At 67.4% G+C, this 23,940-nt stretch carries 22 protein-coding genes; 21 read left to right on the top strand and 1 reads right to left on the bottom strand.

Annotated elements, in window-relative coordinates; all coding sequences use genetic code 11:
- Nucleotides 1–76: 76 nt before the first annotated feature.
- The 8 genes from SL003B_RS19410 to SL003B_RS19375 all read left to right on the top strand — a co-directional run bounded on the left by SL003B_RS19410 (nucleotide 77) and on the right by SL003B_RS19375 (nucleotide 8,934).
- On the top strand, nucleotides 77–1,123 hold the full coding sequence (locus tag SL003B_RS19410) for an IS481 family transposase (protein ID WP_013651429.1): 1,047 nt from the start codon (nucleotides 77–79) through the stop codon (nucleotides 1,121–1,123).
- Between the two features lie 320 nt (nucleotides 1,124–1,443).
- Entirely contained in the window at nucleotides 1,444–2,172 is a 729-nt protein-coding gene (locus SL003B_RS19405) for a response regulator transcription factor (RefSeq protein WP_013654577.1), read from the top strand.
- 50 nt (nucleotides 2,173–2,222) lie between these two features.
- Nucleotides 2,223–3,182: a LysR family transcriptional regulator gene (locus SL003B_RS19400; protein ID WP_013654576.1), complete on the top strand. Its 960-nt coding sequence runs from the start codon at nucleotides 2,223–2,225 to the stop codon at nucleotides 3,180–3,182.
- Between the two features lie 129 nt (nucleotides 3,183–3,311).
- Nucleotides 3,312–4,472 (top strand): ABC transporter substrate-binding protein, encoded by a 1,161-nt coding sequence (locus tag SL003B_RS19395; RefSeq protein WP_013654575.1) that lies wholly within the window; start codon nucleotides 3,312–3,314, stop codon nucleotides 4,470–4,472.
- Between the two features lie 69 nt (nucleotides 4,473–4,541).
- The gene (locus tag SL003B_RS19390; protein WP_013654574.1) at nucleotides 4,542–5,531 is read left to right on the top strand and encodes an ABC transporter ATP-binding protein; all 990 of its coding nucleotides are present in this window, start codon (nucleotides 4,542–4,544) and stop codon (nucleotides 5,529–5,531) included.
- Complete coding sequence (locus SL003B_RS19385) at nucleotides 5,528–6,478, top strand: ABC transporter permease (protein ID WP_013654573.1); 951 nt, start codon at nucleotides 5,528–5,530, stop codon at nucleotides 6,476–6,478. The genes SL003B_RS19390 and SL003B_RS19385 overlap by 4 nt, the downstream gene beginning before the upstream one ends.
- A 186-nt stretch (nucleotides 6,479–6,664) precedes the next feature.
- The gene (locus SL003B_RS19380; protein WP_013654572.1) at nucleotides 6,665–7,486 is read left to right on the top strand and encodes an ABC transporter permease; all 822 of its coding nucleotides are present in this window, start codon (nucleotides 6,665–6,667) and stop codon (nucleotides 7,484–7,486) included.
- Between the two features lie 20 nt (nucleotides 7,487–7,506).
- Nucleotides 7,507–8,934 carry a gamma-aminobutyraldehyde dehydrogenase gene (locus SL003B_RS19375; RefSeq protein WP_013654571.1) on the top strand — a complete coding sequence of 476 codons (1,428 nt, stop codon included), beginning with the start codon at nucleotides 7,507–7,509 and terminating at the stop codon, nucleotides 8,932–8,934.
- Between the two features lie 269 nt (nucleotides 8,935–9,203).
- On the opposite strand, the gene SL003B_RS19370 is transcribed toward SL003B_RS19375, so the two are convergent.
- Nucleotides 9,204–9,761: a tautomerase family protein gene (locus SL003B_RS19370; RefSeq protein ID WP_013654570.1), complete on the bottom strand. Its 558-nt coding sequence runs from the start codon at nucleotides 9,759–9,761 to the stop codon at nucleotides 9,204–9,206.
- 107 nt (nucleotides 9,762–9,868) lie between these two features.
- Between SL003B_RS19370 and SL003B_RS19365 the strand changes: the two genes are divergently transcribed.
- The 13 genes from SL003B_RS19365 (at nucleotide 9,869) to SL003B_RS19305 (ending at nucleotide 23,886) form a co-directional block, all read left to right on the top strand.
- Entirely contained in the window at nucleotides 9,869–10,720 is an 852-nt protein-coding gene (locus tag SL003B_RS19365; RefSeq protein WP_013654569.1) for a GntR family transcriptional regulator, read from the top strand.
- Between the two features lie 60 nt (nucleotides 10,721–10,780).
- Nucleotides 10,781–12,013, top strand: coding sequence for an ABC transporter substrate-binding protein (locus tag SL003B_RS19360; RefSeq protein ID WP_013654568.1), 1,233 nt, complete (start codon nucleotides 10,781–10,783; stop codon nucleotides 12,011–12,013).
- A gap of 84 nt (nucleotides 12,014–12,097) precedes the next feature.
- Nucleotides 12,098–12,970 carry a branched-chain amino acid ABC transporter permease gene (locus SL003B_RS19355; RefSeq protein ID WP_013654567.1) on the top strand — a complete coding sequence of 291 codons (873 nt, stop codon included), beginning with the start codon at nucleotides 12,098–12,100 and terminating at the stop codon, nucleotides 12,968–12,970.
- Between the two features lie 4 nt (nucleotides 12,971–12,974).
- Nucleotides 12,975–13,949, top strand: a complete 975-nt coding sequence (locus SL003B_RS19350) for a branched-chain amino acid ABC transporter permease (protein ID WP_013654566.1) — start codon at nucleotides 12,975–12,977, stop codon at nucleotides 13,947–13,949.
- Nucleotides 13,942–14,700 carry an ABC transporter ATP-binding protein gene (locus tag SL003B_RS19345; RefSeq protein WP_013654565.1) on the top strand — a complete coding sequence of 253 codons (759 nt, stop codon included), beginning with the start codon at nucleotides 13,942–13,944 and terminating at the stop codon, nucleotides 14,698–14,700. Before SL003B_RS19350 ends, SL003B_RS19345 begins: the two co-directional genes overlap by 8 nt.
- The gene (locus tag SL003B_RS19340; RefSeq protein ID WP_013654564.1) at nucleotides 14,693–15,397 is read left to right on the top strand and encodes an ABC transporter ATP-binding protein; all 705 of its coding nucleotides are present in this window, start codon (nucleotides 14,693–14,695) and stop codon (nucleotides 15,395–15,397) included. Before SL003B_RS19345 ends, SL003B_RS19340 begins: the two co-directional genes overlap by 8 nt.
- Entirely contained in the window at nucleotides 15,394–16,713 is a 1,320-nt protein-coding gene (locus SL003B_RS19335; protein WP_206771944.1) for a 3-isopropylmalate dehydratase large subunit, read from the top strand. The genes SL003B_RS19340 and SL003B_RS19335 overlap by 4 nt, the downstream gene beginning before the upstream one ends.
- A complete protein-coding gene (locus tag SL003B_RS19330; RefSeq protein ID WP_013654562.1) occupies nucleotides 16,710–17,222 on the top strand; it encodes a LeuD/DmdB family oxidoreductase small subunit in 513 nt (170 codons plus the stop codon). The genes SL003B_RS19335 and SL003B_RS19330 overlap by 4 nt, the downstream gene beginning before the upstream one ends.
- Nucleotides 17,213–18,079 (top strand): isocitrate lyase/PEP mutase family protein, encoded by an 867-nt coding sequence (locus tag SL003B_RS19325; protein ID WP_013654561.1) that lies wholly within the window; start codon nucleotides 17,213–17,215, stop codon nucleotides 18,077–18,079. The genes SL003B_RS19330 and SL003B_RS19325 overlap by 10 nt, the downstream gene beginning before the upstream one ends.
- Nucleotides 18,079–19,815 carry a hydantoinase B/oxoprolinase family protein gene (locus SL003B_RS19320; protein ID WP_013654560.1) on the top strand — a complete coding sequence of 579 codons (1,737 nt, stop codon included), beginning with the start codon at nucleotides 18,079–18,081 and terminating at the stop codon, nucleotides 19,813–19,815. The genes SL003B_RS19325 and SL003B_RS19320 overlap by 1 nt, the downstream gene beginning before the upstream one ends.
- Complete coding sequence (locus SL003B_RS19315) at nucleotides 19,812–21,863, top strand: hydantoinase/oxoprolinase family protein (protein ID WP_013654559.1); 2,052 nt, start codon at nucleotides 19,812–19,814, stop codon at nucleotides 21,861–21,863. Before SL003B_RS19320 ends, SL003B_RS19315 begins: the two co-directional genes overlap by 4 nt.
- Before the next feature lie 3 nt (nucleotides 21,864–21,866).
- A complete protein-coding gene (locus SL003B_RS19310; protein WP_013654558.1) occupies nucleotides 21,867–22,481 on the top strand; it encodes a cysteine hydrolase family protein in 615 nt (204 codons plus the stop codon).
- A gap of 1 nt (nucleotide 22,482) precedes the next feature.
- The gene (locus SL003B_RS19305; protein ID WP_013654557.1) at nucleotides 22,483–23,886 is read left to right on the top strand and encodes an FAD-dependent oxidoreductase; all 1,404 of its coding nucleotides are present in this window, start codon (nucleotides 22,483–22,485) and stop codon (nucleotides 23,884–23,886) included.
- Nucleotides 23,887–23,940 lie beyond the last annotated feature (54 nt).

The raw sequence follows: 23,940 nt of genomic DNA, 5'->3' as shown, positions 1-23,940 counted from the left end.
GCGGCGTCAAGATCCCGTTTACCAGATGTGCACTTAACCTTCTTTCCGTGCTATCGTTGGAAAGGAGGAAGATCCCATGGGACAATCATCAACAGCAAGGCAGGCCTCGCCTCGTGATGCCGCCAGCAAGGTGGCGCAGCAGCGTTTGAGCGTGCTTGAGCTGGCGAGGGAACTCGGCAACGTCGCCGAGGCCTGCCGTCAGCGAGGCATGGACCGGACCAGCTTCTACGAGTGGAAGCGCCGGTTTCAGACGCAAGGGTTCGACGGGCTGAAGGACCTGCCGCCGATCCACAAGAGCCATCCGCAGACGACGGCGCCCGAGGTGGTGGACAGGATCAAGGAGCTTGCGCTGGCGCATCCCGCCTATGGCTGTAATCGGCACGAGGCGATGCTGGCGCTGGAAGGTGTCCGGGTGTCGTCGATCACCATCCAGAAGATCCTCAACGAAAGCGGCCTCGGCACCAAGGTCGAGCGCTGGCTGGCGCTGGAGGCACAGAACGCCGAGACGGCCATCGAGATCACGCCCGAACAGGCCGCCTTCCTGGAGAAGCTGAACCCCTGCTTCCGGGAAAGGCACGTGGAATCAAGCGCGCCGGGCGAGCTCCTGTCGGCCGACACGTTCTTCGTGGGCAGTCTCAAGGGCGTCGGCAAGGTCTATCTGCACGCCGTGGTCGATACCTTCGGCAGCTACGCCTTCGGCTTCCTGCACGTCTCCAAGCAGCCCGAGGCGGCGGTCGCAGTACTGCACAACGACGTGCTGCCCTTCTACCGCCATCTCGATTTGCCGGTGAAAGCCGTGCTGACCGACAATGGCCGCGAGTTCTGCGGGACGGACCGGCATCCTTACGAGCTCTATCTCGACCTCAATGGCATCGAGCACCGCCGCACGAAGGTGAAGACGCCAAAGACCAACGGCTTCGTCGAGCGCTTCAACGGCACGGTGCTGGACGAGTTCTTCCGGGTGAAGATGCGCGAGACTTTCTACGAGACCGTCGAAGCCCTGCAGGCCGATCTCGACGCCTGGCTCGTCCACTACAACACAGAGCGCCCGCATCTGGGCTACCGCAACCAAGGCAGACGGCCTGTCGAAACCGTCATGTCATTCGTTAGCCAAGAAGGTTAAGTGGACATACCAGACTTGCCGGAATTGGGGATACGGCGCCGACGGCTTGTTTCCGATCGTTGCGCCTTGCGACCGCGTAAGGCATGCTTCGTTTATTTTACAGATCCATTTTGTTATGAATTCCTTTAACTGCATCGACAGGATTTTCGCGAATTTATAGGATTATGAGACATACTATAATTTGATTTAGTGTTTGCTCTCCCGACTAAGCAGCCAAAAACCAGGATTACAATTGGCGCCGGAAGTGACCCAAGGTCATGTTTGACGGGCGCGAATTGTGGAAATACGTATGGTGCAGAAGCATTTGGGGGCTGAGCACTATGTTTGTAATCGTGGACGACCGGGAGATCGTGACCTCCGGCTACACGTCAGGATTTGAGCGCGAAGGCTTTGCCTGCATGGCGCTTCTGCCATCCGAACTGGCCGAATGGATCAATGCGGCCTCCGAAGACGACCTGGCCTCGGTCGAGGCGGTTCTGCTTGGCGATTGCGAGGAGCGGCCGGGGTTCCCGCCGATCATACGCACGCGCTGCGGCCAGACGCCGATCATCGCCCTTGAGGAAAAGCCGTGCCTCGAGCAGACGCTCGACCTGTTCGCCTGTGGCGTCGACGACGTTCTGCGCAAGCCGGTCCATGTCCGCGAGATCCTGGCCCGTGTTGGCGCCATCCGGCGCCGGACCATGGCCGAGGCCGACAATCTCGACGTCGGCCGCATTCGCGTCTTCTTCGACGGCCGCGACCCCATCGTTGGCGGCGAAGTGTTCGAACTGCCCCGCCGCGAGCGCCGGATCCTGGAATATATGGCGAGGAACCATGGCCGCAGGGTCACCAAGACACAGATCTACAACGCGGTCTATGGCCTGATGAACGAGGAAGTCGACGAGTGCGTCGTCGAGAGCCATGTCTCCAAGCTGCGCAAGAAGCTGAAGATGCGGCTCGGCTACGATCCGATCGAATCCAAGCGCTACATCGGCTACATGCTCAAGGCTCAGGCGCAGGAGGTTCCTGGCAAGGTTCACGAGATGCGCCGCGCGCTCGAACGGGTTTGATCCGGAACGTCGTCGCGATGCGATAGCCTTGGCGTCCTGGCGGTGGCACTATGGCCGCGCAGCTGAGTGCTGCGTTCCTGCCGATCCGGTGCGCGCCGAGCATGTCCTTCACCATCCGCCAGCTTCAATATTTCGTCGCCGCCGCCGAGAAAGGATCGGTGTCGGGGGCGGCGCAGTCGTTTTCGATCTCCCAGTCTTCCGTCACCGAGGCGATCAAGGACCTGGAGTCCGATCTCGGCGTGGCGCTGTTCGAGCGCCATTCGCGCGGCCTGACCATCACCCACAAGGGTCATCAGTTCCTCCGTCACGCCACAGAAATTCTCGCCAGCGTTTCGGACGCGCGCCGCGCCTTTTCCGACGTGCCGAGCGCGGTCGGCGGGCGTCTCAACCTCGGCGTGACCTCGCTGGTCGCAGGTTACGTTCTTTCCGACATCCTGGCGCGGTTCCGGCGCGCCTATCCGGCCGTCGAGGTGACCGCCAGCGAGGACAACGGCGATTATCTGGAGCATCTGCTGATCGGCGGCGAGCTGGATGTGGCCGTCATGGTCGTCTCCAACCTGCGCGACCGCATGGCGTTGCAGGCCGAGATTCTCGAGGTTTCCCCCTACCGGCTGTGGTTGCCGCTCGGCCACCGGCTGGAAAAGGCCGACAGCATCGCGCTGGCCGACATTGCCGGCGAGCCGCTGATCATGCTGACCCTGGACGAGATCGAGGAGGCGACCGGGAAGCTTCTCGGCGCGCTGGGATCCAGACCGCCTGTGGCGTTCCGCACTCGCTCAGTCGAGGCGGTGCGCAGCCTTGTGGCGACAGGCGCGGGGGTCGCCATCCTGCCGGATCTGGTCTATCGGCCCTGGTCGCTCGAAGGCGACCGGATCGAATCCCGCGACGTGTCCGGCACGTTGCCAGTGGTCCAGGTCGGCATCGTCTGGCGCCGGGGATCGGCTCCCAAGGAAACCACCGTCAATTTCATCAATGTGGCGAAGGCGCAGAGGATGCTGCGCAACCGTTGAAGTATCGGTTATTCCGATATCTGTTTTCTGATTAATGAAATTGCGAACGCTACCCGGTTGCGCGCAAGCTGCCGGTCGGAAGTTCCATCAGCAGTATTCACGCACTCCATCAGAGGGGAGGTTGCAAAAATGAGAACACTCTTCACCTGCTGCTCCGTCCTGGCCCTGACGCTGACCCAGACCGCTTCGGCCGTCTCGGCCGAGATGCTCAAGGAGCTGGGGACGCCCGAAGGTCAGGTCAACATCGTCGCCTGGCCGGGCTACATCGAGCGGGGCGAGACCGACAAGAACTTCGACTGGGTCACCACGTTCGAGGCAGCGAGCGGTTGCAAGGTTCAGGTCAAGACCGCCAACACATCGGACGAAATGGTGGCCCTCATGAACGAGGGCGGCTTCGATCTGGTCACCGCCTCCGGGGATGCCTCGCTGCGCCTGATCGCGGGCAAGCGCGTCCAGCCGGTCAACGTCGATCTGGTGCCGAGCTGGAAGGATGTCGACGATCGTCTGAAGAGCGCCCCCTGGCACACGGTCGACGGCGTCCACTACGGCGTACCCTACATGTGGGGGCCGAACGTCCTCATGTACAACACCAACGCCTTCAAGGAAGCGCCCAAGAGCTGGAAGGTGGTGTTCGAGGAGATGACCCTCGACGACGGCAAGTCGAACAAGGGCCGCGTTCAGGCGTATGACGGTCCGATCCACATCGCGGATGCCGCCAACTACCTGATGGCGCACAAGCCGGAACTCGGCATCAAGAGCCCCTACGAGCTCAACGAGGACCAGTACAAGGCCGCACTCGACCTCTTGCGTCAGCAGCGCGAACTGGTGTCGCGCTACTGGCACGACGCCTTCATCCAGATCGACGACTTCAAGAACGAAGGCGTGGTCGCCTCCGGGTCCTGGCCGTTCCAGGTCAACCTGCTGCAGGCCGAGAAGTTGCCGATCGCCTCGACGATTCCCGAGGAGGGCGCGACCGGCTGGGCCGACACCACCATGATGCATGCGGAGGCGGCCAACCCGACCTGCGCCTATCTGTGGATGGAGCACACGCTGTCGTCCAACCTGCAGAGCGACCTGTCGGTCTGGTTCGGCGCCAACCCGAGCGTTCCGGCCGCCTGCACGGATGGGCGCGGCATGCAGACGGCCGAGGGCTGCACCAGAAACGGCATGGACGACTTCGAGAAGATCAAGTTCTGGACCACGCCGGTGTCGAAGTGCGAGAGCCAGGGCACCTGCGTACCCTATTACCGCTGGGTGTCCGACTACATCGGCGTCATCGGCGGCCGCTGAGGTCCGTCTCCGATCGGCACACTGACACTGCGCCCGCTGCCGCGGCGGCGGGCGCGGGAAGAGCCAGGCATGCGATCTGCAGTAAGTTTCTCAAAAGTTTCAAGGCACTACGGCTCCGTCAAGGCCGTCGACGGGATCGATCTGGACATCGAGGAGGGCGAATTCTTTGCCATGCTCGGCCCGTCCGGCTCGGGCAAGACGACCAGCCTGCGGCTGATCGCCGGTTTCGAGCAGCCGACGTCGGGCCATATCGAAATCTTCGGTGAGACCGCCGAGGGCGTGCCGCCGTACCGGCGCAACGTCAATACGGTGTTCCAGGACTATGCCCTTTTCCCGCACATGAACGTGCGCGACAACGTCGCCTACGGGCTGATGATCCGGGGGATTGCGAAGCGTGAGCGTCACGCGGCCGCCGAGCAAGCCCTTGAACTGGTTCGCCTTCCCGGCTACGGCGAGCGTCGCCCGAGCGCGTTGTCCGGAGGACAGAGGCAGCGCGTGGCGCTGGCTCGGGCACTGGTCAACAAGCCCAGGGTGCTGCTTCTCGACGAACCGCTCGGCGCGCTCGACCTGAAGCTGCGCGAGCAGATGCAGGAAGAGCTCAAAGCCCTTCAAAAGACACTGAAAATCACCTTCGTCTTCGTCACCCACGACCAGGGCGAGGCGCTGTCGATGGCCGACCGCATCGCCGTCTTCAACCATGGCCGGATCATGCAGGTGGGCACGCCGCAGGAGATCTATCAACGCCCGAAGACCCGCTTCGTCGCTGATTTCGTTGGCTCTTCCAACGTCCTGTCCCCCACCTTCCTTGAGAGCCTCGGCCTGCCGCCGGCCTGGGCTAGCCTGCGTCCGGAAAAGGTCCGGATAGGCGCCGGAGAAGCGCTTGAAACCCGCCTGATCTCCGCCGGATTCCTGGGAGCCTCGACGCGTCTGGTGCTGCAGGCGGGCGATCAGCGCCTGACCGCCATCGTGCCGGCCGGCCAGCCGCTGCCCGAGGAGGGTGGCATCGTCCGCATCGGCTGGAACCCGGACGACCTGCATCCGATGGAGGCGGAGGAATGACCGCCGCCGACGCTGCCGCCATCCTGCCGCGCCGCGCCGGCCTCGCCGCTGCAGCTTCCGACGCGTTCTGGCGCCGGCCGACGCTGCTGCTGCTGACGCTGCTGCTGCCGCCAGTGCTGTGGCTCGGCATCATCTATCTCGGCTCGCTGTTCGCGCTGCTGGCGCAGAGCTTCTTCTCGATCGACGAATTCTCGGGCCTGATCCAGTACGAATTCACCCTGAAGACCTATGGCGAGCTGCTGCATCCGGCCAATCTCGACATCATCGTGCGCACCGTGCTGATGGCGGCGGTCGTGACGCTCGCCGCCGCGGTGGTCGCCTTCCCGATCGCCTATTACGCCGCCCGCTACGCCACCGGGCGCTGGAAGGCGCTGTTCTATCTCGGCGTCATGCTGCCGCTGTGGTCGAGCTATCTGGTCAAGGTCTACGCCTGGAAGCTGATCCTGGCCAAGGAGGGCATCCTCAACTGGATCTTCGCCAAGCTGCACCTGACGTGGCTGCTGGAGGCCTGGCTGGCGCTGCCGCTGATCGGCGGCAACTCGCTGTCGGTCAGCTACACCGGCACCTTCCTGGTGTTCCTCTACGTCTGGCTGCCGTTCATGATCCTGCCCATCCAGGCGTCGCTGGAACGGGTTCCCGGGAGCCTGATCGAAGCCTCGGCCGACCTCGGCGGGGCTCCGCGCCAGACCTTTCGCCACGTGATCCTGCCGCTCGCCCTGCCGGGCGTGGTCGCCGGCTCGATCTTCACCTTCTCGCTGACGCTCGGCGACTACATCATCCCACAGATCGTCGGCTCGTCGCGCCTGTTCATCGGCCAGGCCGTCTACGCCCACCAGGGCATCGCCGGCAACATCCCGCTCGCCGCCGCCTTCACCGTCGTCCCGATCATCATCATGGGCTTCTACCTGTGGGGCGCCAAGCGCATGGGGGCCTTCAATGCCCTTTGAGGTTGAAGCCATCCGCATCCGACCCCCTCACCATCGTCATCCCGGACAGCCGCAGGCTGATCCGGGACCGGCGAGCCCGAACGTCGTTTGCGGCTCCCCGATCCCGGCTCTCCGCTGCACTACGACCGGGATGACGACGGAGAAGAAAGCGACGGCGGCGGCGCCCGCCGTGCGGAGGGCGCTACTATGAGCGCTAGCCATGACAAGTCCAGCCGCGCGCCGCTGGCGCTGAAGATCGCCGCCGCGGCGGGGCTCCTGTTCCTGCACCTGCCGATCCTGCTGATCTTCGTCTATGCCTTCACCACGGAGGAAAAGAGCTATCAGTGGCCGCCACCGGACTTCACCGCGAAATGGCTGGCGGTGACCTGGAACCGGCCGGACGTGTGGGAGGCACTCGGCCTGTCGGTGCGCGTCGCGACGACCTCGACCGCGATCGCCCTGGTGCTCGGGTCCCTGTGCGCGGCGGCGGTGGCGCGTACGAAGTTCTTCGGCCGCGAGACCATCTCGCTGCTGGTGATCCTGCCGATCGCCCTGCCGGGCATCATCACCGGCATTGCGCTGCGCTCGGCCTTCAGCCTGGCCGAGATCCCGTTCTCGTTCTGGACCATCGTGCTGGGCCACGCCACGTTCTGCGTCGTGGTCGTCTACAACAATGCCGTCGCCCGCTTCCGGCGCACGTCGGGGTCGCTGATCGAGGCCTCGATGGACCTCGGCGCCAACGGCTTCCAGACCCTGCGGCACGTGATCCTGCCCAACATCGGCACGGCGCTGCTCGCCGGCGGCATGCTTGCCTTCGCCCTGTCCTTCGACGAGGTGATCGTCACCACCTTCACCGCGGGCCAGCAGGCGACCCTGCCGATCTGGATGCTGGAGGAACTGGTCCGCCCGCGCCAGAGGCCGGTTACCAACGTGGTCGCCATGGTCGTCGTGATCGTCACGTTCCTGCCCATCCTGGCCGCCTACTACCTGACCCGCGACGGCGACCGGATCGCCGGACACGGCAAATGACCCTGAGAGGGAGGTTCCCCATGGAAACGCACATGCTCATCGGCTCCGCCTTCGAGGCCGGCACGGAAACCGAGGAGACGATCCTCAATCCGAAGACCGGCGCGGCCGTGCTCAATCTGGCCGAGGCCTCCGCCGCGCAGATCGACCGTGCTGTGGATGCCGCCGACAGGGCCTTCGCGACCTGGTCGCAGACGACGCCGGCCGAGCGCTCCGGCTACCTGCTGAAGATCGCCGAACGCATCGAGGCGGAGGCCGACGGCTTCGCGGCGCTGGAGGCGCTCAACTGCGGCAAGCCGATCAACGCGGTGAAGAACGACGAACTGCCGGCGATCATCGACTGCTACCGCTTCTTCGCGGGCGCCGTGCGCTGCATTCCCGGCAGCGCCGCCGGCGAGTACATGAAGGGCTTCACCTCGATGATCCGGCGCGATCCGATCGGCATCGTCGCCTCGATCGCGCCGTGGAACTATCCGCTCATGATGATGGCCTGGAAGCTCGCCCCGGCGATCGCCGGCGGCAACACGGTCGTGTTCAAGCCGTCCGAGCAGACGCCGCTGACCGCGCTCAAGATGGCGCGGATCCTGGCCGACGTGCTGCCCGAGGGCGTCGTCAACGTCGTGCTCGGCCGCGGCGAGAGCGTCGGCAACGCGCTGATCAACCACCCGAAGGTCAACATGGTGTCGATCACCGGCGACGTGGCGACCGGCAAGAAGGTGCTGCAGGCGGCGGCAAAGAGCGTCAAGCGCACGCATCTGGAACTCGGCGGCAAGGCGCCGGTGATCGTGTTCGACGACGCCGACATCGATGCGGTGGTGAACGGCCTGCGCGCCTTCGGCTACTACAACGCCGGCCAGGACTGCACCGCCGCCTGCCGCATCTACGCCGGGCCGAAGATCTACGAAAAGCTGGTCGCGGATCTCTCCTCGGCGGTCTCGACCATCGCGTTTGCGCGCGAGGACGATAGCGAGAACGAGATCGGCCCGCTGATCTCGCAGCGCCAGCGCGACCGGGTGGCGAGCTTCGTCGAGCGCGCGCTGCAGCAAAACCACATGGAGGCGACCGCCGGCGGCAAGGCCCACGACGGCAACGGCTTCTTCTTCCAGCCGACGGTGATCGCCGGCGCGCTGCAGAGCGACGAGATCGTCCGCCGCGAGGTGTTCGGTCCGGTCGTGTCGGTGACGCGCTTCTCGGACGTCGACGAGGCGGTCGCCTGGGCCAACGATTCCGACTACGGCCTCGCCTCGTCGGTGTGGACGAAGGACGTCTCGCGCGCCATGGCGACCGCCGCACGCCTGCGCTACGGCTGCACGTGGATCAACACCCACTTCATGCTGGTCAACGAGATGCCGCACGGCGGCCTGAAGCAGTCCGGCTACGGCAAGGACATGTCGCTCTACGCGCTGGAGGACTATACCGCCGTGCGCCACGTCATGGTCGCCCACGGCTAGCAGCGCTTTCCGGTCAAGTGGAACCGCATGACCGGAAAGACATCGCTCCAGCTTCTCCACTGGAGCATATTCTTATCGACCGAATCGATTCGATCCGGTCGGAATATGCTCTAGCAGTGCGGAGGCGGAGGACGCTTGCCCCCGCTCCGTCATCGTCTCGGAGCGCCCGCGCCGACGGGCGCCCCGAAGGATGGCCGTGGCCACAGCCGCCGGTCGCGCATGGCTCGAGACGGCCCGCGCCCGCGCCATGACGGCGGCGGCAGGAGGCGTCAGCGGGCGGATTCGGCCAGGTCGTTCCAGACCATCTGGCCGACGATCAGCCCGTCCCTGAGTTCGAAGCGGTCGATGAAGCGGATGCCGGAGAAGGCCGTTCCGTCCGGCCATTCGCCGGCAAGGGTTCCGTAGCAGTAGACCGTGCTGCCGCTGTCGCCGGCGAGCGTTTCGAACCGGTCGTAGCTCTTGCGCACGAAGCGGTAGCGCGGTTTCGCCCAGGCGATCAGTTCCTCCAGCGACGAGAACGTGGCGCCGCCCGGAAAGGTCATGCGGAATTCCGGCGCCAGGAAGCCGGAGGCGCGGGCCAGATCGCGCGCTTCCATCGCCTCCAGGAAACCGCGCACCAGCACCGCCGGATCGGGCAGGGCCGGACCCGGCACGCGCGTGCGGCCGCCGCGCATGTAGTTGGCGGGCTTCACTTCCTCGATGGCGACAGTGATCGCGTCGATGGGCGCGGCGATGGTCGAGCGCACCGCCTGGGTCAGGGCGCGGGCGAGGCGCTGGCGCACCTCGTCCTCATAGCCCTCGATGACGGTGACGCGAACGATCGGCATGGCGACTCCTCCAAATGGTCTATGTCTATATCATTTCAGATTGACATAATGATATAATTACATACCATTCAAAAAAGACAACGGGCACAACGCCCCGGAGGATGGCCGTGAACGCAGATACGGGTCAGGAGCGGGAAGCCGACGCGCAGGCGGCGCGCTCCCACGGCCGTCTCAATCCGTCCGGCCGCGTGCCGCTGTACCATCAGATCTTCCTGATCCTGCGCAACCGCATCTACGGCGGCGAACTGTCTGCCGGCGACCTGGTGCCGAGCGAACTGGACCTGACCACCGAATTCGGCGTCTCACGCATCACCGCCAAGCGCGCGCTCAACGAACTGGCCGACGCGGGCCTGGTGATCCGCGAGCGCGGCCGCGGCACGCGCGTGGTCAAGCGCCCGCCGGCGCCTGCGGTGACCTCGTCGATCGAGGGCTGGCTGGAGAACATCTCGCTGATGGGCCTGTCGACCGAGGCGCAGGTGCTCGATTTCGGCTACGTGCCGGCCAGCGAGGACATCGCCCATGCGCTGGAGATCGATGCGGGCACCGACGTGCAGCGCGCAGTCCGCGTGCGCCGCCTCGACGGCGAGCCGATGTCCTTCCTCGTCACCTACGTGCCGGCCGACATCGGCCGGCAGTTCGACCGCGACGACCTCAACGTCAAGCCGCTGCTGCACCTGCTGGAGATGGCCGGCGTCGACGTCGCCTCGGCGCGCCAGACCATATCGGCGACGCTGGCCGACGCGGAGGTCGCCGGCGCGCTGTCGATTCACGCCGGCGCGCCGCTGATCGAGGTGCGCCGCGTGGTACGCGACCGCAGCGGCCGGCCGGTCGAATACATCCGGGTCCTGTACCGGCCCGACCTCTACCACTTCGAGATGTCCATGCGGCGGGTGCGCGAACAAGACGGCCCCCGCTGGGCGACGACAAGCCCTCCGCCGGTCCCGGCCGGCGGAGGATAACAATCAGATGGGAAACCGGGAAACCACCGACCTGTATCGGGTCCTAATCGGGAGGTCTTGATGACCGAAAAGACGAAAGTGCGCGGCCTCGGCCGCCGTGAATTCCTTGCAACCGGCGCCGCGGCGCTCGGCGTCGGCCTGACCGGGTTTCCGGCCGTGCTCAGGGCGCAGCCGGCGGCCGTCAAGCTCGGCCTGATCCATCCGGTGACCGGCTTCGTCGCCTTCTCCGGCACCCAGTGCCGCGAGGGCGCGCTGATGGCCATCGCCGACATCAACGCAGCCGGCGGCATCAAGTCGCTTGGCGGCGCCAAGCTGGAGGCCGTGCTCGGCGACAGCCAGGGCAAACCCGACCTCGGCGCGGCCGAGGTGACCAAGATGGTCGAGGCCGGCGTCGACGGCATCGTCGCCGGCTACTCGTCGGCGATCTCGCTGGCGACCTCCCAGGAGGCGGCCAAATCCAACACGCCGCACATCGTCGACGTCGGCGTCTCCGACCAGATCGTCCAGCGCGGCCTGGCCAACACGTTCCGCTTCGCGCCGGGCTACGGCTCGATCGCCAAGTTCGCGGTCGACAACCTGGGCGGCCTCAACCAGCTGACCGACTCGCCGGCCAAGACGGCGATGATCATCCACGAGGAGTCGCTGTTCGGCACCGGCACCGCGGAGCTGCTGGCCAAGGAACTGCCGGGCAAGGGCATCGAGGTGATCGACGTCATCAAGCACGCCAACCCGACCCGCGACTTCACCAACATCGTGCTGCAGATCAAGTCCAAGAAGCCGGACCTGATCATCCCGGCCAACTACTACAACGAATACGTCCTGTTCGCCCGCACGCTGCGCCAGCAGCGCGTCGAGGCCAAGGGCATCTATTCGGTGCTCGGCGGCGCGGCGTCGAACTACCAGTTCGTCAAGGAATTCCCGGAAGCGGCCGAATTCATCATGGACTGCAACCACTGGTTCAACCCGAAGTCCGAGGTGGCGCTGGCGCGCAAGGCGGCAGCCGAGGCCAAGGGCCTGTTCTACACCTACGAGGTGTTCCTGACCTACAACGCGGTGCTCGCCTATGCCGACGCCGTCGAGCGGGCCGGCAGCACGGACAAGGCGGCGGTCAACGAGGCTCTGGCGAACTCCACCCTCGACATGTCGTTCATGCCCTACGGCCCGACGCAGATGATCAACGGCCAGAACATGGGCGCCAAGGCGGTCAACACGCAGGTGCTCAAGGGCGAGATCGAGGTGATCTTCCCGCAGGAATTCGCCTCGGCCATGCCCGTTTTCCCGATGAACGGATAAGAACAAGGCCCCATCGTCATCGGCCCGCGCCGGGCGGAGCGTTCCGCCCGGCGCCTCCCTTCCAGACCAGAAAGCCGGACCGCTATGCCCGACCTGGCGATCATCCTTCCCTCCCTGCTCAACGGGCTGACGACGGGCGCCCTCTACGCGCTCGTCGCGCTCGGCCTGACGCTCATCTACGGCGTTCTGCACATCATCAACTTCGCCCACGGGGCGCTGCTGATGATCGGCCTCTACGCCGTCTATTTCCTCAACGCCCGGTTCGGCATCGACCCCTACGTGGCGCTGCTGATCGTGCCGCCGGCGCTGTTCGCGCTCGGCTACGCGCTGCAGCGCGGGATCATCACCCGCGCCGGCCACGGCCGCGACGAGAACATCCTGCTGGTCACCCTCGGCCTGTCGATCGTGATCGAGAACCTGGCGCTGTTCGCGTTCCGCTCCGATACGCGCACGGTCGACACGCCCTATTCCTTCGAGATCGTCGAGGTGCTCGGCGCCTTCCTGCCGCTGCCCAAGGTGGTCGCCTTCTTCGGCGCGCTGGTCACCGCGGCACTGCTGTGGGGACTGATGGCCAAGACCGACCTCGGCCGCGCCATCCGCGCGCTCGCCAAGGAGCGCAAGGGCGCCAAGCTGGTCGGCATCAACACCGAGCACGTCTATGCCATGAGCTTCGGTCTCGGTGTCGGCTGCCTCGGCGTCGCCGCCTGCCTGCTGCTGCCGAGCTACTACGTCACCCCGCAGGTCGGCCACGGCTTCGTGCTGATCGCCTTCACCATCGTCGTGCTCGGCGGCATGGGCTCCTTCGTCGGCGCTCTGGTCGGCGGGCTGATCATCGGTGTGGTCGAGGCGCTCGGCGGGTTGTTCCTCGGCGAGAGCCTGGGGCAGATCGGCATCTTCCTGATCTTCATCCTGGTCCTCATCTTCCGGCCGACCGGCCTGCTCGGACACAAGGTGTAGCCTCATGCGACAGCTCGCCGTCCTCGCCCTCGTCTTCGCCGCGCTCGCCGCCGCACCGCTCCTGATCGCGTCCGAGGCGACCCTCAACATCGTCATCATGACGCTCTATGCCGCCCTGCTCGGCCAGGCCTGGAACATCCTCGGCGGCTACGGCGGACAGTTCTCCTTCGGCCACGCCGCCTTCTTCGGCACCGGCGCCTACACGGTCGCCGTGCTGCAGGTGCAGTTCGGGCTCAACCCGTGGCTCGGACTGGCCGCCGGCGGCGCCGTCGCCGTCGCGGTCGCCGCCTTCATCGGCTTCGCCACCTTCCGCTACGGCCTGCGCGGGTCTTATTTCGCTCTCGTCACCCTCGCCTTCGCCGAGGTGCTCAGGATCCTCGCCAACTCGGTGCCGTTCACCGGCGCAGGCGTCGGCATCCTGATCCCGCTGAACCAGAGCGCAACCAACCTGCAGTTCGCCTCCAAGACCGGCTACTTCTGGCTGATCTGGGCGATGGCGCTGGCCGCCTTCCTGGTCGCCTGGTGGATCGGCCATTCGCGCTTCGGCGCGCGGCTGATGGCTGTGCGCGACAACGAGGACGCGGCGCGCGCCCTCGGCGTCGACCCGTTCGCGGTCAAGATGCGGGCGATCATGCTGTCGGGCCTGTTCTCCGGTCTCGCCGGCGTGTTCTACGCCCAGTATTTCCTCTATCTCGACCCGGCGCTCGCCTACGGCCCGGCGATCTCGGTGGAAAGCCTGCTGGTGCCGATCATCGGCGGCATGGGCACGCTGTTCGGGCCGCTGCTCGGCGCTGCCGCGCTGCATCTACTGTCGGAGGTCACTCGCGAGCTGATCGGCGACCTGCCGGGCATCAGCCTGGTGCTCTACGGCACGATCCTGATCCTGATGGTGCTGTTCGTGCCGCGCGGCCTTGCCGGGCTGATCGCCCCGCTCGCCCGCCGCTTCTCCGCCAGGCGCAAGGAGACCGGCCATGCCTGAGGCCATGCTCGAAGTCCGCGGCGTGTCGAAGAGCTTCGGCGGCCTGAAGGCGTCCAACAACGTCACCATGAGCGTGCCGCAGGGCAAGATCACCTCGCTGATCGGCCCGAACGGCGCCGGCAAGACGACGCTGTTCGCGCTGATCACCGGCTTCTACCAGCCCGACGAAGGCTCGATCGCCTTCCTCGGCAAGGACATCACCGCGCGCCCGCCGCAGGAGATCGCCGCGCTCGGCATGATCCGCACGTTCCAGATCGTGCAGCCTTTCGCGGGCCAGAGCGTGCGCGAGAACATCGCCGTCGGCGCCCACCTGCACATCCGCTCGCGCCGCGACGCGCTGGCCAAGGCCGAGGCCGTCGCCCACAAGGTCGGCCTCGGCGACCGGCTCGACCAGGACGCCGCCTCGCTGACGGTCGCCGGGCGCAAGCGGCTGGAGGTGGCGCGCGCGCTCGCGACCGATCCCAAGCTGATCCTGTTCGACGAGGTGCTGGCCGGCCTGAACCCGTCCGAGATCCGTGACGTCATCCCGGTGATCCGCGCCATCCGCGACGAGGGCATCACCATCCTGCTGATCGAGCACGTGATGCAGGCGGTGATGAGCCTGTCCGAACACACCTGGGTGCTCAACCAGGGCCAACTGATCGCCGAGGGCGCGCCCCGGGACGTGGTCCGCGATCCTCAGGTCATCGAGGCCTATCTCGGCAAGGGCATGGCCGAGCGCATGGCCCGCGAGGAGGCCCGTCATGCTTGAGGTCAAGAACCTGCGCGGCGGCTATGGCGCCGTCGAGGTGCTGCGCGGCGTCAGCTTCGACATCCGCGCCGGCGAGATCGTCGCCCTGCTCGGCTCCAACGGCGTCGGCAAGACCACGATCAGCTCGGTCATCTCCGGCCTGATCCGGCCCTGGTCGGGCGAGATCCTGTTCAAGGGCCAGCCGATCCACGGCCTGACGCCCGAAGCGGTGGTCGACCGCGGCCTGATCCACGTGCCGGAAGGCCGCCACATCTTCCCCAACCTGACGGTGCGCGAGAACCTGGAACTCGGCTCCTACCGCCGCGGCAAGGCCAACCGGGCGCAGAACCTCGACAAGGTCACCGCCACCTTCCCGCGCCTGAAGGAACGCTTCCGCCAGAAGGCGGGAACCCTGTCGGGCGGCGAGCAGCAGATGCTCGCCATCGGCCGGGGCCTGATGGCCGAGCCGGAACTGCTGATCCTCGACGAGCCGTCCATCGGCCTGTCGCCGCTCCTGGTCGAGGAGATGTTCGACCTGATCGGGACGCTGAACCGGGAGGGCTTGCCAATCCTGCTGGTCGAACAGAACGTGCTGCAGTCGATGGAGATCGCCGCGCGTGCCTTCGTGGTCGAAAACGGCGAGATCCGCCTGTCCGGCAGCACGGCGGAGCTGATGGACGATCCCGAACTGCGACGCTCCTACCTGGGACTGGCATGATGGCTGCGACGATCCCGACCACCCTGGCGACCTCGACCACCCTGGCGCAGAAGATCCTGGCGCGCGCCGCCGGACGCGACCACGTGACGCCGGGCGAGATCGTCACCGCGACGGTCGACCTCGCCATGATCCACGACAGCGGCGGTCCGCGCCGCGTCGAGCCGATCCTGAGGGAGCTCGGCGTCGGCCTGTGGGACGCGGACAAGGTCGTGCTTATCTCCGACCACTTCGTCCCCGGCGATACGGACGAGGGCGCGCGCATCCTCGATCTGACCCGGCAATGGGCGAAGGAGCGCAAGGTCGCCTTCCACGACGGCGAGGGCATCTGCCACGTCGTGCTGCCCGAGCGCGGCCACCTGAACCCGGGCATGCTGGTGGTCGGCGGCGACAGCCATTCGCCGACCGGCGGCGCCTTCGGCGCCTACATGTTCGGCGTCGGCGCCACCGAGATGGCCGGCGTGCTCGCCACCGGCGAGATCTGGCTGAAGGTGCCCGAGACGATCCTGATCGAGTGGCGTGGGCGGCTCGCCGACGGCGTCACGGCCAAGGACATCATGCTGGCCCTGTGCGGCCGGCTCGGCATGGACGGCGGCCGCTACCAGGCGGTCGAATATACCGGCGAGGCGATCGCCGCCCTGTCCATGCAGGAGCGCATGACGCTGTCCAACATGGCGGCCGAACTCGGCGGCCAGGCCGGCCTGATCGCCCCGGACGCGACCACCGCGGCGTACCTGGAGGCGGCCGGCGTGGTCCTGTCGCCGGACGACTGGACCTGGCTGAAGACCGATCCGGGCGCGCCGCTGATGGCCCATCACGCCTTCGACGCCGGCGCCCTGGAGCCGCAGGTCGCCGCGCCGCATTCGCCGGCCAACAGCGGCCCGGTGACGGACGCGGCCGACACGGCCATCGACGTCGCCTATGTCGGCGCCTGCACCGGCGCCAAGTACGAGGACCTGAAGAACGCCGCGCGCATCCTCCAGGGCCGCAAGGTGGCATCCGGCGTGGATCTGATGGTCGCGCCGGCCTCGCTGCGCGACCAGGAGCGGGCGGCGCGCGACGGCATCCTCACGGTCCTGGAGGAGGCCGGCGCCAGGTTCCTGCCGAATGCCTGCGGCATCTGCGCAGGCTACGGCCAGCACCGGCTCGGCGAGGACGTCACCTGCATCTCCTCCACCGCACGCAACTTCAAGGGCCGCATGGGTGCCGCCTCGTCGAAGGTCTGGCTCGGCTCGCCGCTGACGGTCGCCGCCTCCGCCGTCGCCGGCCGCATCGCCGACCCGCGCGCGTTCCTCGACAGCGACGGGAGACGGGCATGAGCGGACGGATCTTCCTGTTCGGCAACGACATCGACACCGACCAGCTGGCGCCGGGCCTCTACATGAAGGGCGGCATCGCGGAGCTGGCCGCCCACTGCCTGGAGGGCGTGCGGCCTGACTTCGCATCGTCGGTGCGCCCCGGCGACATCGTCGTCGCCGGCACCAACTTCGGCATGGGTTCCTCGCGCGAGCAGGCGGCCGAAGCGCTGAAGCATCTCGGCGTCGCCGGCGTCGTCGCCCTGTCCTTCGCCGGCATCTTCTATCGCAATGCCATCAACCTCGGCCTGCCGGTGCTGGTCGCACACAGCATCGACGGCATCGGCGACGGCGATGTGGCGTCTCTGGACATCGACGCAGGGCTTCTGAATTTGCCGGCTAAAGAGCGCACGATCCGTCTGGAACGCCTGCCGGACAACCTTAAGGCCATGCTCGCCGATGGCGGCCTGGTTCCCCATCTCAAGAAACGATTCGCGGCTGAACGCGACAAGGAGCACGGCCGATGCGCCTGAAACAACGACTGGGCGAGGACAGGATCCTGCTCGCCCCCGGCGTCTACGATTCCCTGACCGGGCTGATCGCCGAACAGGCCGGTGCCGAGGCGGTCTATCTGTCCGGCGCCTCGATCGCCTACACCCGCTTCGGCCGGCCGGACATCGGCCTCGTCGCCATGAGCGAGGTCGCCGACACGGTGGCCGCCCTGCGCGACCGGATCGCGCTGCCGATCGTGGTCGATGCCGACAACGGCTTCGGCAATGCGCTCAACGTGCAGCGCACGGTGCGCGTGTTCGAACGCATGGGCGCCAACGCCCTGCAACTGGAAGACCAGACAATGCCCAAACGCTGCGGGCATCTCGACGGCAAGTCACTGGTCTCGACGGCCGAGATGGCCGGCAAGATCAAGGCCGCCTGCGATGCACGCGAAAGCGCGGACACGCTCATCATCGGCCGCACCGACGCCATCGCGGTCGAGGGCTTCGATGCCGCGCTCGACCGGGCGGAGGCCTATCTGGAGGCGGGCGCCGACATGCTGTTCATCGAAGCGCCGCAGTCGCTCGACCAGATCAGGGAGATCGTCCGCCGCTTCGCCGGGCGGGTGCCGCTGATGGCCAACATGGTCGAGGGCGGCAAGACTCCGATCGTCGATGCCGACGGGCTGGAAAGCTACGGCTTCAGCTTCGTCATCTTCCCGGGCGGAATCGTGCGGGCGATCGCCGCGACCGCCCGCGACTACTACGCCAACCTGCTCAAGAACGGCTCCAACGAGGCGTTCCGCGACCGCATGTTCGACTTCGCCGGCCTCAACGACGTCATCGGCACGCCCGAGATGCTCGCCAGGGGCCGCGCCTACGACGAGGGAGCCGCTTGATGGCCATCGATCCCGTAACCCTGGCCATCCTCAAGGGACGCCTGGAGCAGATCGCCGACGAGATGGACGCGACCCTGTTCCGCTCCGCCTTCAACCCGATCATCGCCGAAGCGCACGACGCCTCGCACGGCATCTACGACGCGGTCACCGGCGAAACGCTGGTGCAGGGCAAGTCAGGCCTGCCGATCTTCGTCGGCGTCATGGCCTTCGCGGTAAAAGCGGTGATCGACAAGGCCGCGGCACAGGGCGGCGTCCATGAGGGCGATGTGTGGATCTTCAACGATCCCTATGCCGGCGGTACGCATCTGTCCGACTTCCGGCTGGTCAAGCCGGTGTTCCGCGGCGGCAAGGTGTTCTGCTACCTCGCCTCGGTCGGCCACTGGCACGACGTCGGCGGCAACGTGCCGGGCAACTACAACCCGGCCGCCACCGAATGTTTCCAGGAAGGCATGCTGATCCCGCCGGTCAAGCTCTACGACCGCGGCGCGTTCCGTCAGGACGTGGTCGACATCCTGTCGGCCAACTCGCGCCTGCCGCTGTCTCTCTACGGCGACCTGAACGGCCAGATCAACGCGCTCGACCTGGGCGAGAGGCGCATGGCCGCGCTGCTCGACGAATACGGCGACGCGACGCTGGCCGAATGCCTGAGCGAGCTGCGCAGCCGCGCGGCGCAGATGATGCGCGCCCAGATCGCCAGCCTGCCGTCGGGCACCGTGTCGGCCGAGGACTTCCTCGACAACGACGGCAACAGCGACGAGCCGCTGAAGATCGCGCTGGACCTGACCATCGACGGCGACCGCATGGTGATGGACTTCAGCCGCTCCTCGCCGGCCTGCATGGGCCCGGTCAACATCTCGCGCGCGACGACCATCGCCGCCTGCTACGTGGCGCTGAAGCACATCTTCGGCGACGTGCCGGCCAATGCCGGCGTGCTGGAGCCGGTCGCGTTCCGCATCGACGAGGGCTCGCTGCTGTCGGTCAAGGCGCCCAAGCCGGTCGGCGGCTACACCGAGACGATCATGCGCCTGATCGACGTCGTGTTCCAGGCGATTGCCCAGATCGCGCCGGAGGAGGCGATGGCCTGCGCCTACGGCACGATCAACGCTCTGTCGCTCGCCGGCCACCGCGCCAACGGCCAGCGCTGGGTGATGTTCTCCTTCTTCGGCGGCGGTCACGGCGCCCACGGCGCCGGCGACGGCCTCAACCATGGCAACGCGCCGATCTCGACGGCAACCATTCCGCCGCTGGAGATCCTGGAGGCGGCCTATCCGGTACGTTTCACCCAGTGGGCGCTGCGGCCGGATTCGGGCGGACCGGGCGCGTTCCGCGGCGGCCTCGGCGCGGTCTACGAGATCGAGCTGCTGGAGCAGAACGCCGACGTGTTCCTGTTCGGCGAGCGCGGCAAGTTCGCTCCGGCGGGCGTCGTCGGCGGCAGGCCGGCAGCCCGCAACGTGTTCCGCTACGAGCAGGCCGACGGCGAGCACGAGCCGCCGATGGTGTCGAAGATCGTCGGGGTGAAGATCGCCCGCGGCCAGAAGCTCAGGCTGGAGACGCCCGGCGGCGGCGGCTACGGCGATCCCTTCGCCCGCGATCCGGACCGGGTCGCGCAGGACGTGCGGCTGGGCTTCGTCAGCCGGCACAGCGCGGAACGCGACTACGGCGTCGTCCTCGACGCCGACGGCAAGGTGGACACGCGCGCGACCACGGGTCTGCGCCGCAAGGAGGCAGCCGAATGACCAGGCCTGCATATGTGATCGGCGTCGACGTAGGCGGCACCTTCACCGACATCTTCGTCCTCGACGAGGCAAGCGGCACCGTCGTGACGACCAAGATTCCCTCGACCCGCGGCGACCAGTCGAAAGGCTTCGTCGAGGGCATCGCTCGCAAGGTCGCCGACTTCGCCGACATCCGCACGGTCGTGCACGGCACCACGGTCGGCACCAACGCGCTGCTGGAGCGCAAGGGCGCGCGCACCGGCATCATCACCACCGAAGGCTTCCGCGACGTGCTCGAGATGCGCCGCCGCGACCGGCCGACGACCTGGGGCCTGAAGGGCAGCTTCACGCCGGTGGTCGAGCGGCCCGACCGGGTCGAGGTCGGCGAGCGGGTGCTCGCCGACGGCTCGGTGCTCAGGGTCGTCGAGGCGGACGAGGTGAAGGCGCAGGCAAGGGCGCTGGCCGAGGCCGGCTGCGAGGCGGTGTGCGTGTTCTTCATCAACGGCTACGCCAACAACGACAACGAGAGGATCGCCGTCGAGGCGGTGCGCTCGGTGTGGCCGAACGCCTATGTCACGGCGGCGACCGAGATCCTGCCCGAGATCCGCGAGTTCGAGCGGCTGTCGACGGCGACGCTCAACGCCTATCTCCAGCCGGTCGTGTCGTCCTATCTCGACCGGCTGGAGACGGGCCTGGCCGACAAGGGCTTTGCCGGCGACATCCTGATCGTGCAGTCGAACGGCGGCGTCATGTCGGTGGAGACGGCCAAGCGCTACCCGGTGCGCACGGCGCTGTCGGGACCGGCGGCCGGCGTCATCGCGGCGACCGCCATCGCCGGTGCGGCGGGCTTCCCCAACATCATCACCTGCGACATGGGCGGCACCTCTTTCGACGTCTCGCTGGTCGCCGGCGGCGAGGCGGCGCTGGCCGCGCAGACCGCCATCGACTTCGGCATGGTCGTGCGTACGCCGATGATCGAGATCACCACCATCGGCGCCGGCGGCGGCTCGATCGCGGCGGTCGACCGATCTGGGCTGCTGCAGGTCGGTCCCGAGTCGGCGGGCTCCGATCCCGGCCCGGTCTGCTACGGCCTCGGCAACACGCGCCCGACGGTGACCGACGCCAACCTGGTGCTCGGCCGCATCAATCCGGACCGGCCGATCGGCGGCAAGCTCGCCCGCCTCGACGTCGAGGCGGCGCGGCAGGCGATCAAGACCCATATCGCCGAGCCGCTCGGACTCGGCGTCGAAGAGGCGGCGGAAGCGATCCTCAAGCTCGCCAACGCCAAGATGGCCGGCGCCATCCGCCTGGTGTCGATCGAGAAGGGCCACGACCCGGCGAAGTTCGCGGCCATGCCGTTCGGCGGCGGCGGCGCGCTGCATACCGGCGCGCTGATCAAGGAGGTCGGCCTTGGCTCGGCGCTGGTGCCGCGCTTTCCGGGCGTTACCTCGGCGCTCGGCTGCGTCGTCGCCGACATGCGCCACGACCGAGTGCAGACCGTCAACCGGCTGCTCGACCAGATCGACGCGGCGACGCTCGGAGCAGACATCGCCGCGGCCGCGGACGAGACGCAGGCGCTGCTGGAAACCGCCGGTGTCGCCTTCGCCGGCATCGACCGGCTGGTCGAGCTCGACATGCTCTATCTGGGCCAGACCCACACGGTCACCGTGCCGATCGAGGTCCCGGCCTCGGGACTGACCCGCGAAGCGATCCGTGCCGCCTTCGAGGCGGCCTATCGCGCCGCCTACGGCCGCCTGCTCGACAATATCCCGATGCGGGTCATGAACTACCGCATCGCGGTCATCGGCCGGCGGCCCTCGCTCGACATGCGGCTGTTTGCCCCCGTCGACGGCAAGCCGGCGGAGGCCTGCCGCCTCGGCACGCGCACGGTCCATGCCGACGGCCGGACGCACGAGGCCGGCGTCTACGAGCGGCTGGACCTGGAGGTTGGTGCGGTGATCGCCGGGCCGGCGCTGCTCGAGCAGCCCGACACGACGATCTTCGTCGATCCGGGCCTGACGGCACGCGTCGACGCCTTCGGCAACCTCGTCATCACCCCGGTGGCGTGAGCCATGGATTTCAAGGCAATCAACCCCGCCCGCACCGGGCTCGTCATCGTCGACCTGCAGAACGACTTCCTGCATCCCGACGGCGCCTATGCCCGCGGCGGCCAGACCAGCGCCGCCATCGCGGCGCTGCCGGCCCGGGTGCTGCCGGTCGCCAATGCGCTGCGCGCGGCCGGCGGCTGGATCGTCTCGACCCAGTTCACGCTGGTGCCGGGCAAGGGCGGCGAGCCCTTCATCTCGCCGCACCTGAAGGAACTGCGTCCGTTCCTGGGCAAGGGCGACTTCTGTCCCGGCGCCTGGGGACACCGGCTGGTCGACGAGTTGCAGCCGGCGGATCTCAGCGTCGAAAAGGTCGCCTATTCGGCCTTCTACATGACCCGGCTCGAATGGGTGCTGAGAAAGGCCGGCATCGACACGCTGATGGTCTGCGGGATCGTCACCAACGGCGGCGTCGCCTCGACGGTACGCGATGCCCATGTGCGCGATTTCAGGACCATCGTGCTGTCCGACGGCTGCGCGGCGTTCTCGCAGGAGACCCACGACCGGGCGATCGGCGACCTCGGCACCGTCTCCAGGGTGATGACCTGCGCCGAGGCCGAAGCGCTGGTGGCGGGGCGCTAGCATGAGCACCGACCCATCGGTCACGTTCGACGCCCCTCCTCGGCTCGACGCCGAGGCCGACGTCGTGGTCGTCGGTGCCGGCGCCTGCGGGCTGGTCGCCGCGCTCAGGGCGCGGGCGCAGGGCGCGGAGGTGATCGTGCTGGAGCGCGACGCCTCGCCGACCGGCTCGACCTCCATGTCGTCGGGCTTCGTGCCAGCTCCGGCGACGCACTTCCAGCGCGCCATCGGCGTCGACGACGACACGGCCGCACGGTTTACGGCCGACATCATGGCCAAGTCGAAAGGCCTGTCCGACGCGGCGCTGGCCGGCCTTGCCGCGCGCAGCATCGGCCCGGCGCTGGAATGGCTCGCCGATACGCAGGGCATTGACTGGATCGTGCTCGACGATTTCCTCTATCCGGGCCATTCGCGCCACCGCATGCACGCGGTGCCGGAAAAGACCGGCGCGGCGCTGCTCGCCCGCCTCATCGCCGCGGCGGAGCGGGCCGACGTTCCAATCGTCACCGACGCCCGCGCCTGCGGCCTCTTTATCGACGACGGCCGCCGGGTGACGGCGGTCGAGGTTACCCGGCCCGGCGGCGCGCGCGAGATCATCGGCTGCAGGGCGCTGGTGCTCGCCTGCAACGGTTTCGGCGGCAGCCGGGACCTCGTGCGCCGCCACATCCCGGAGATCGCCGACGGGCTCTACTACGGCCACGAGGGCAACACCGGCGACGCCCTTTTATGGGGGGAGGCGATCGGCGCCGGGCTCAAGCACCTTACCGGCTACCAGGGCCACGGCTCGCTGGCCCATCCGCACGGCATCCTCATCTCCTGGGCGCTGATGATGGAAGGCGGCATCCAGGTCAACGCCCAAGGCCAGCGGTTCTCCAACGAACACGGCGGCTATTCGGAACAGGCGGTGCATGTGCTCAAGCAGCCCGGCGGCATTGCCTGGAACGTCTACGACGAGCGCATCCACCGCTTCGCCCTCGGCTTTCCGGACTATCAGGAGGCGGTCGGGGCCGGCGCGGTGAAGAGCGCCGACGACGTCGCCGGCCTGGCGCGGGCGACCGGCCTGCCCGAGGCGGCGCTGGCGCTGACGCTGGACGAGATCTCCGGCCTCCAGCGTGGCGCGGGCACGGACGCGTTCGGGCGCGACTTCACCGGCAAACCCGGCCTCGTGCCGCCGTATCACGCGGTCAAGGTCACCGGCGCCCTGTTCCATACCCAGGGCGGACTGACGATCGGCGCCGACGCCCGCGTGCTCGACCGCGATGGCGCGCCGTTCCCGAACCTCTTTGCCGGCGGCGGCGCAGCCTGCGGCGTGTCGGGTCCGGAGGTCTCCGGCTACCTGTCCGGCAACGGACTGCTGACGGCCATCGCCTTCGGCTGGCTGGCTGGCGGCGCCGCCGCACGCGGCTGAGGCTTTCGCCCAAGAATTAGGCTTGGTGACGGGTGCCGTTTCGTGAAACGCTGG

The sequence above is a fragment of the Polymorphum gilvum SL003B-26A1 genome, assembly GCF_000192745.1.
Lineage (GTDB): Bacteria > Pseudomonadota > Alphaproteobacteria > Rhizobiales > Stappiaceae > Polymorphum > Polymorphum gilvum.
This window is presented reverse-complemented; position numbering and strand designations above follow the sequence as displayed.

Bases quoted from the DNA above. Each gene is read 5' to 3' on its own strand.
- SL003B_RS19335 (WP_206771944.1), top strand. From the start codon at position 15,394: ATGATGGCTGCGACGATCCCGACCACCCTGGCGACCTCGACCACCCTG.
- SL003B_RS19315 (WP_013654559.1), top strand. From the start codon at position 19,812: ATGACCAGGCCTGCATATGTGATCGGCGTCGACGTAGGCGGCACCTTC.
- SL003B_RS19350 (WP_013654566.1), top strand. From the start codon at position 12,975: ATGCGACAGCTCGCCGTCCTCGCCCTCGTCTTCGCCGCGCTCGCCGCC.
- SL003B_RS19355 (WP_013654567.1), top strand. From the start codon at position 12,098: ATGCCCGACCTGGCGATCATCCTTCCCTCCCTGCTCAACGGGCTGACG.
- SL003B_RS19395 (WP_013654575.1), top strand. From the start codon at position 3,312: ATGAGAACACTCTTCACCTGCTGCTCCGTCCTGGCCCTGACGCTGACC.
- SL003B_RS19390 (WP_013654574.1), top strand. From the start codon at position 4,542: ATGCGATCTGCAGTAAGTTTCTCAAAAGTTTCAAGGCACTACGGCTCC.
- SL003B_RS19385 (WP_013654573.1), top strand. From the start codon at position 5,528: ATGACCGCCGCCGACGCTGCCGCCATCCTGCCGCGCCGCGCCGGCCTC.
- SL003B_RS19320 (WP_013654560.1), top strand. From the start codon at position 18,079: ATGGCCATCGATCCCGTAACCCTGGCCATCCTCAAGGGACGCCTGGAG.
- SL003B_RS19400 (WP_013654576.1), top strand. From the start codon at position 2,223: ATGGCCGCGCAGCTGAGTGCTGCGTTCCTGCCGATCCGGTGCGCGCCG.
- SL003B_RS19370 (WP_013654570.1), bottom strand. From the start codon at position 9,761: ATGCCGATCGTTCGCGTCACCGTCATCGAGGGCTATGAGGACGAGGTG.
- SL003B_RS19405 (WP_013654577.1), top strand. From the start codon at position 1,444: ATGTTTGTAATCGTGGACGACCGGGAGATCGTGACCTCCGGCTACACG.
- SL003B_RS19380 (WP_013654572.1), top strand. From the start codon at position 6,665: ATGAGCGCTAGCCATGACAAGTCCAGCCGCGCGCCGCTGGCGCTGAAG.
- SL003B_RS19345 (WP_013654565.1), top strand. From the start codon at position 13,942: ATGCCTGAGGCCATGCTCGAAGTCCGCGGCGTGTCGAAGAGCTTCGGC.
- SL003B_RS19375 (WP_013654571.1), top strand. From the start codon at position 7,507: ATGGAAACGCACATGCTCATCGGCTCCGCCTTCGAGGCCGGCACGGAA.
- SL003B_RS19340 (WP_013654564.1), top strand. From the start codon at position 14,693: ATGCTTGAGGTCAAGAACCTGCGCGGCGGCTATGGCGCCGTCGAGGTG.
- SL003B_RS19310 (WP_013654558.1), top strand. From the start codon at position 21,867: ATGGATTTCAAGGCAATCAACCCCGCCCGCACCGGGCTCGTCATCGTC.
- SL003B_RS19360 (WP_013654568.1), top strand. From the start codon at position 10,781: ATGACCGAAAAGACGAAAGTGCGCGGCCTCGGCCGCCGTGAATTCCTT.
- SL003B_RS19325 (WP_013654561.1), top strand. From the start codon at position 17,213: ATGCGCCTGAAACAACGACTGGGCGAGGACAGGATCCTGCTCGCCCCC.
- SL003B_RS19330 (WP_013654562.1), top strand. From the start codon at position 16,710: ATGAGCGGACGGATCTTCCTGTTCGGCAACGACATCGACACCGACCAG.
- SL003B_RS19410 (WP_013651429.1), top strand. From the start codon at position 77: ATGGGACAATCATCAACAGCAAGGCAGGCCTCGCCTCGTGATGCCGCC.
- SL003B_RS19305 (WP_013654557.1), top strand. From the start codon at position 22,483: ATGAGCACCGACCCATCGGTCACGTTCGACGCCCCTCCTCGGCTCGAC.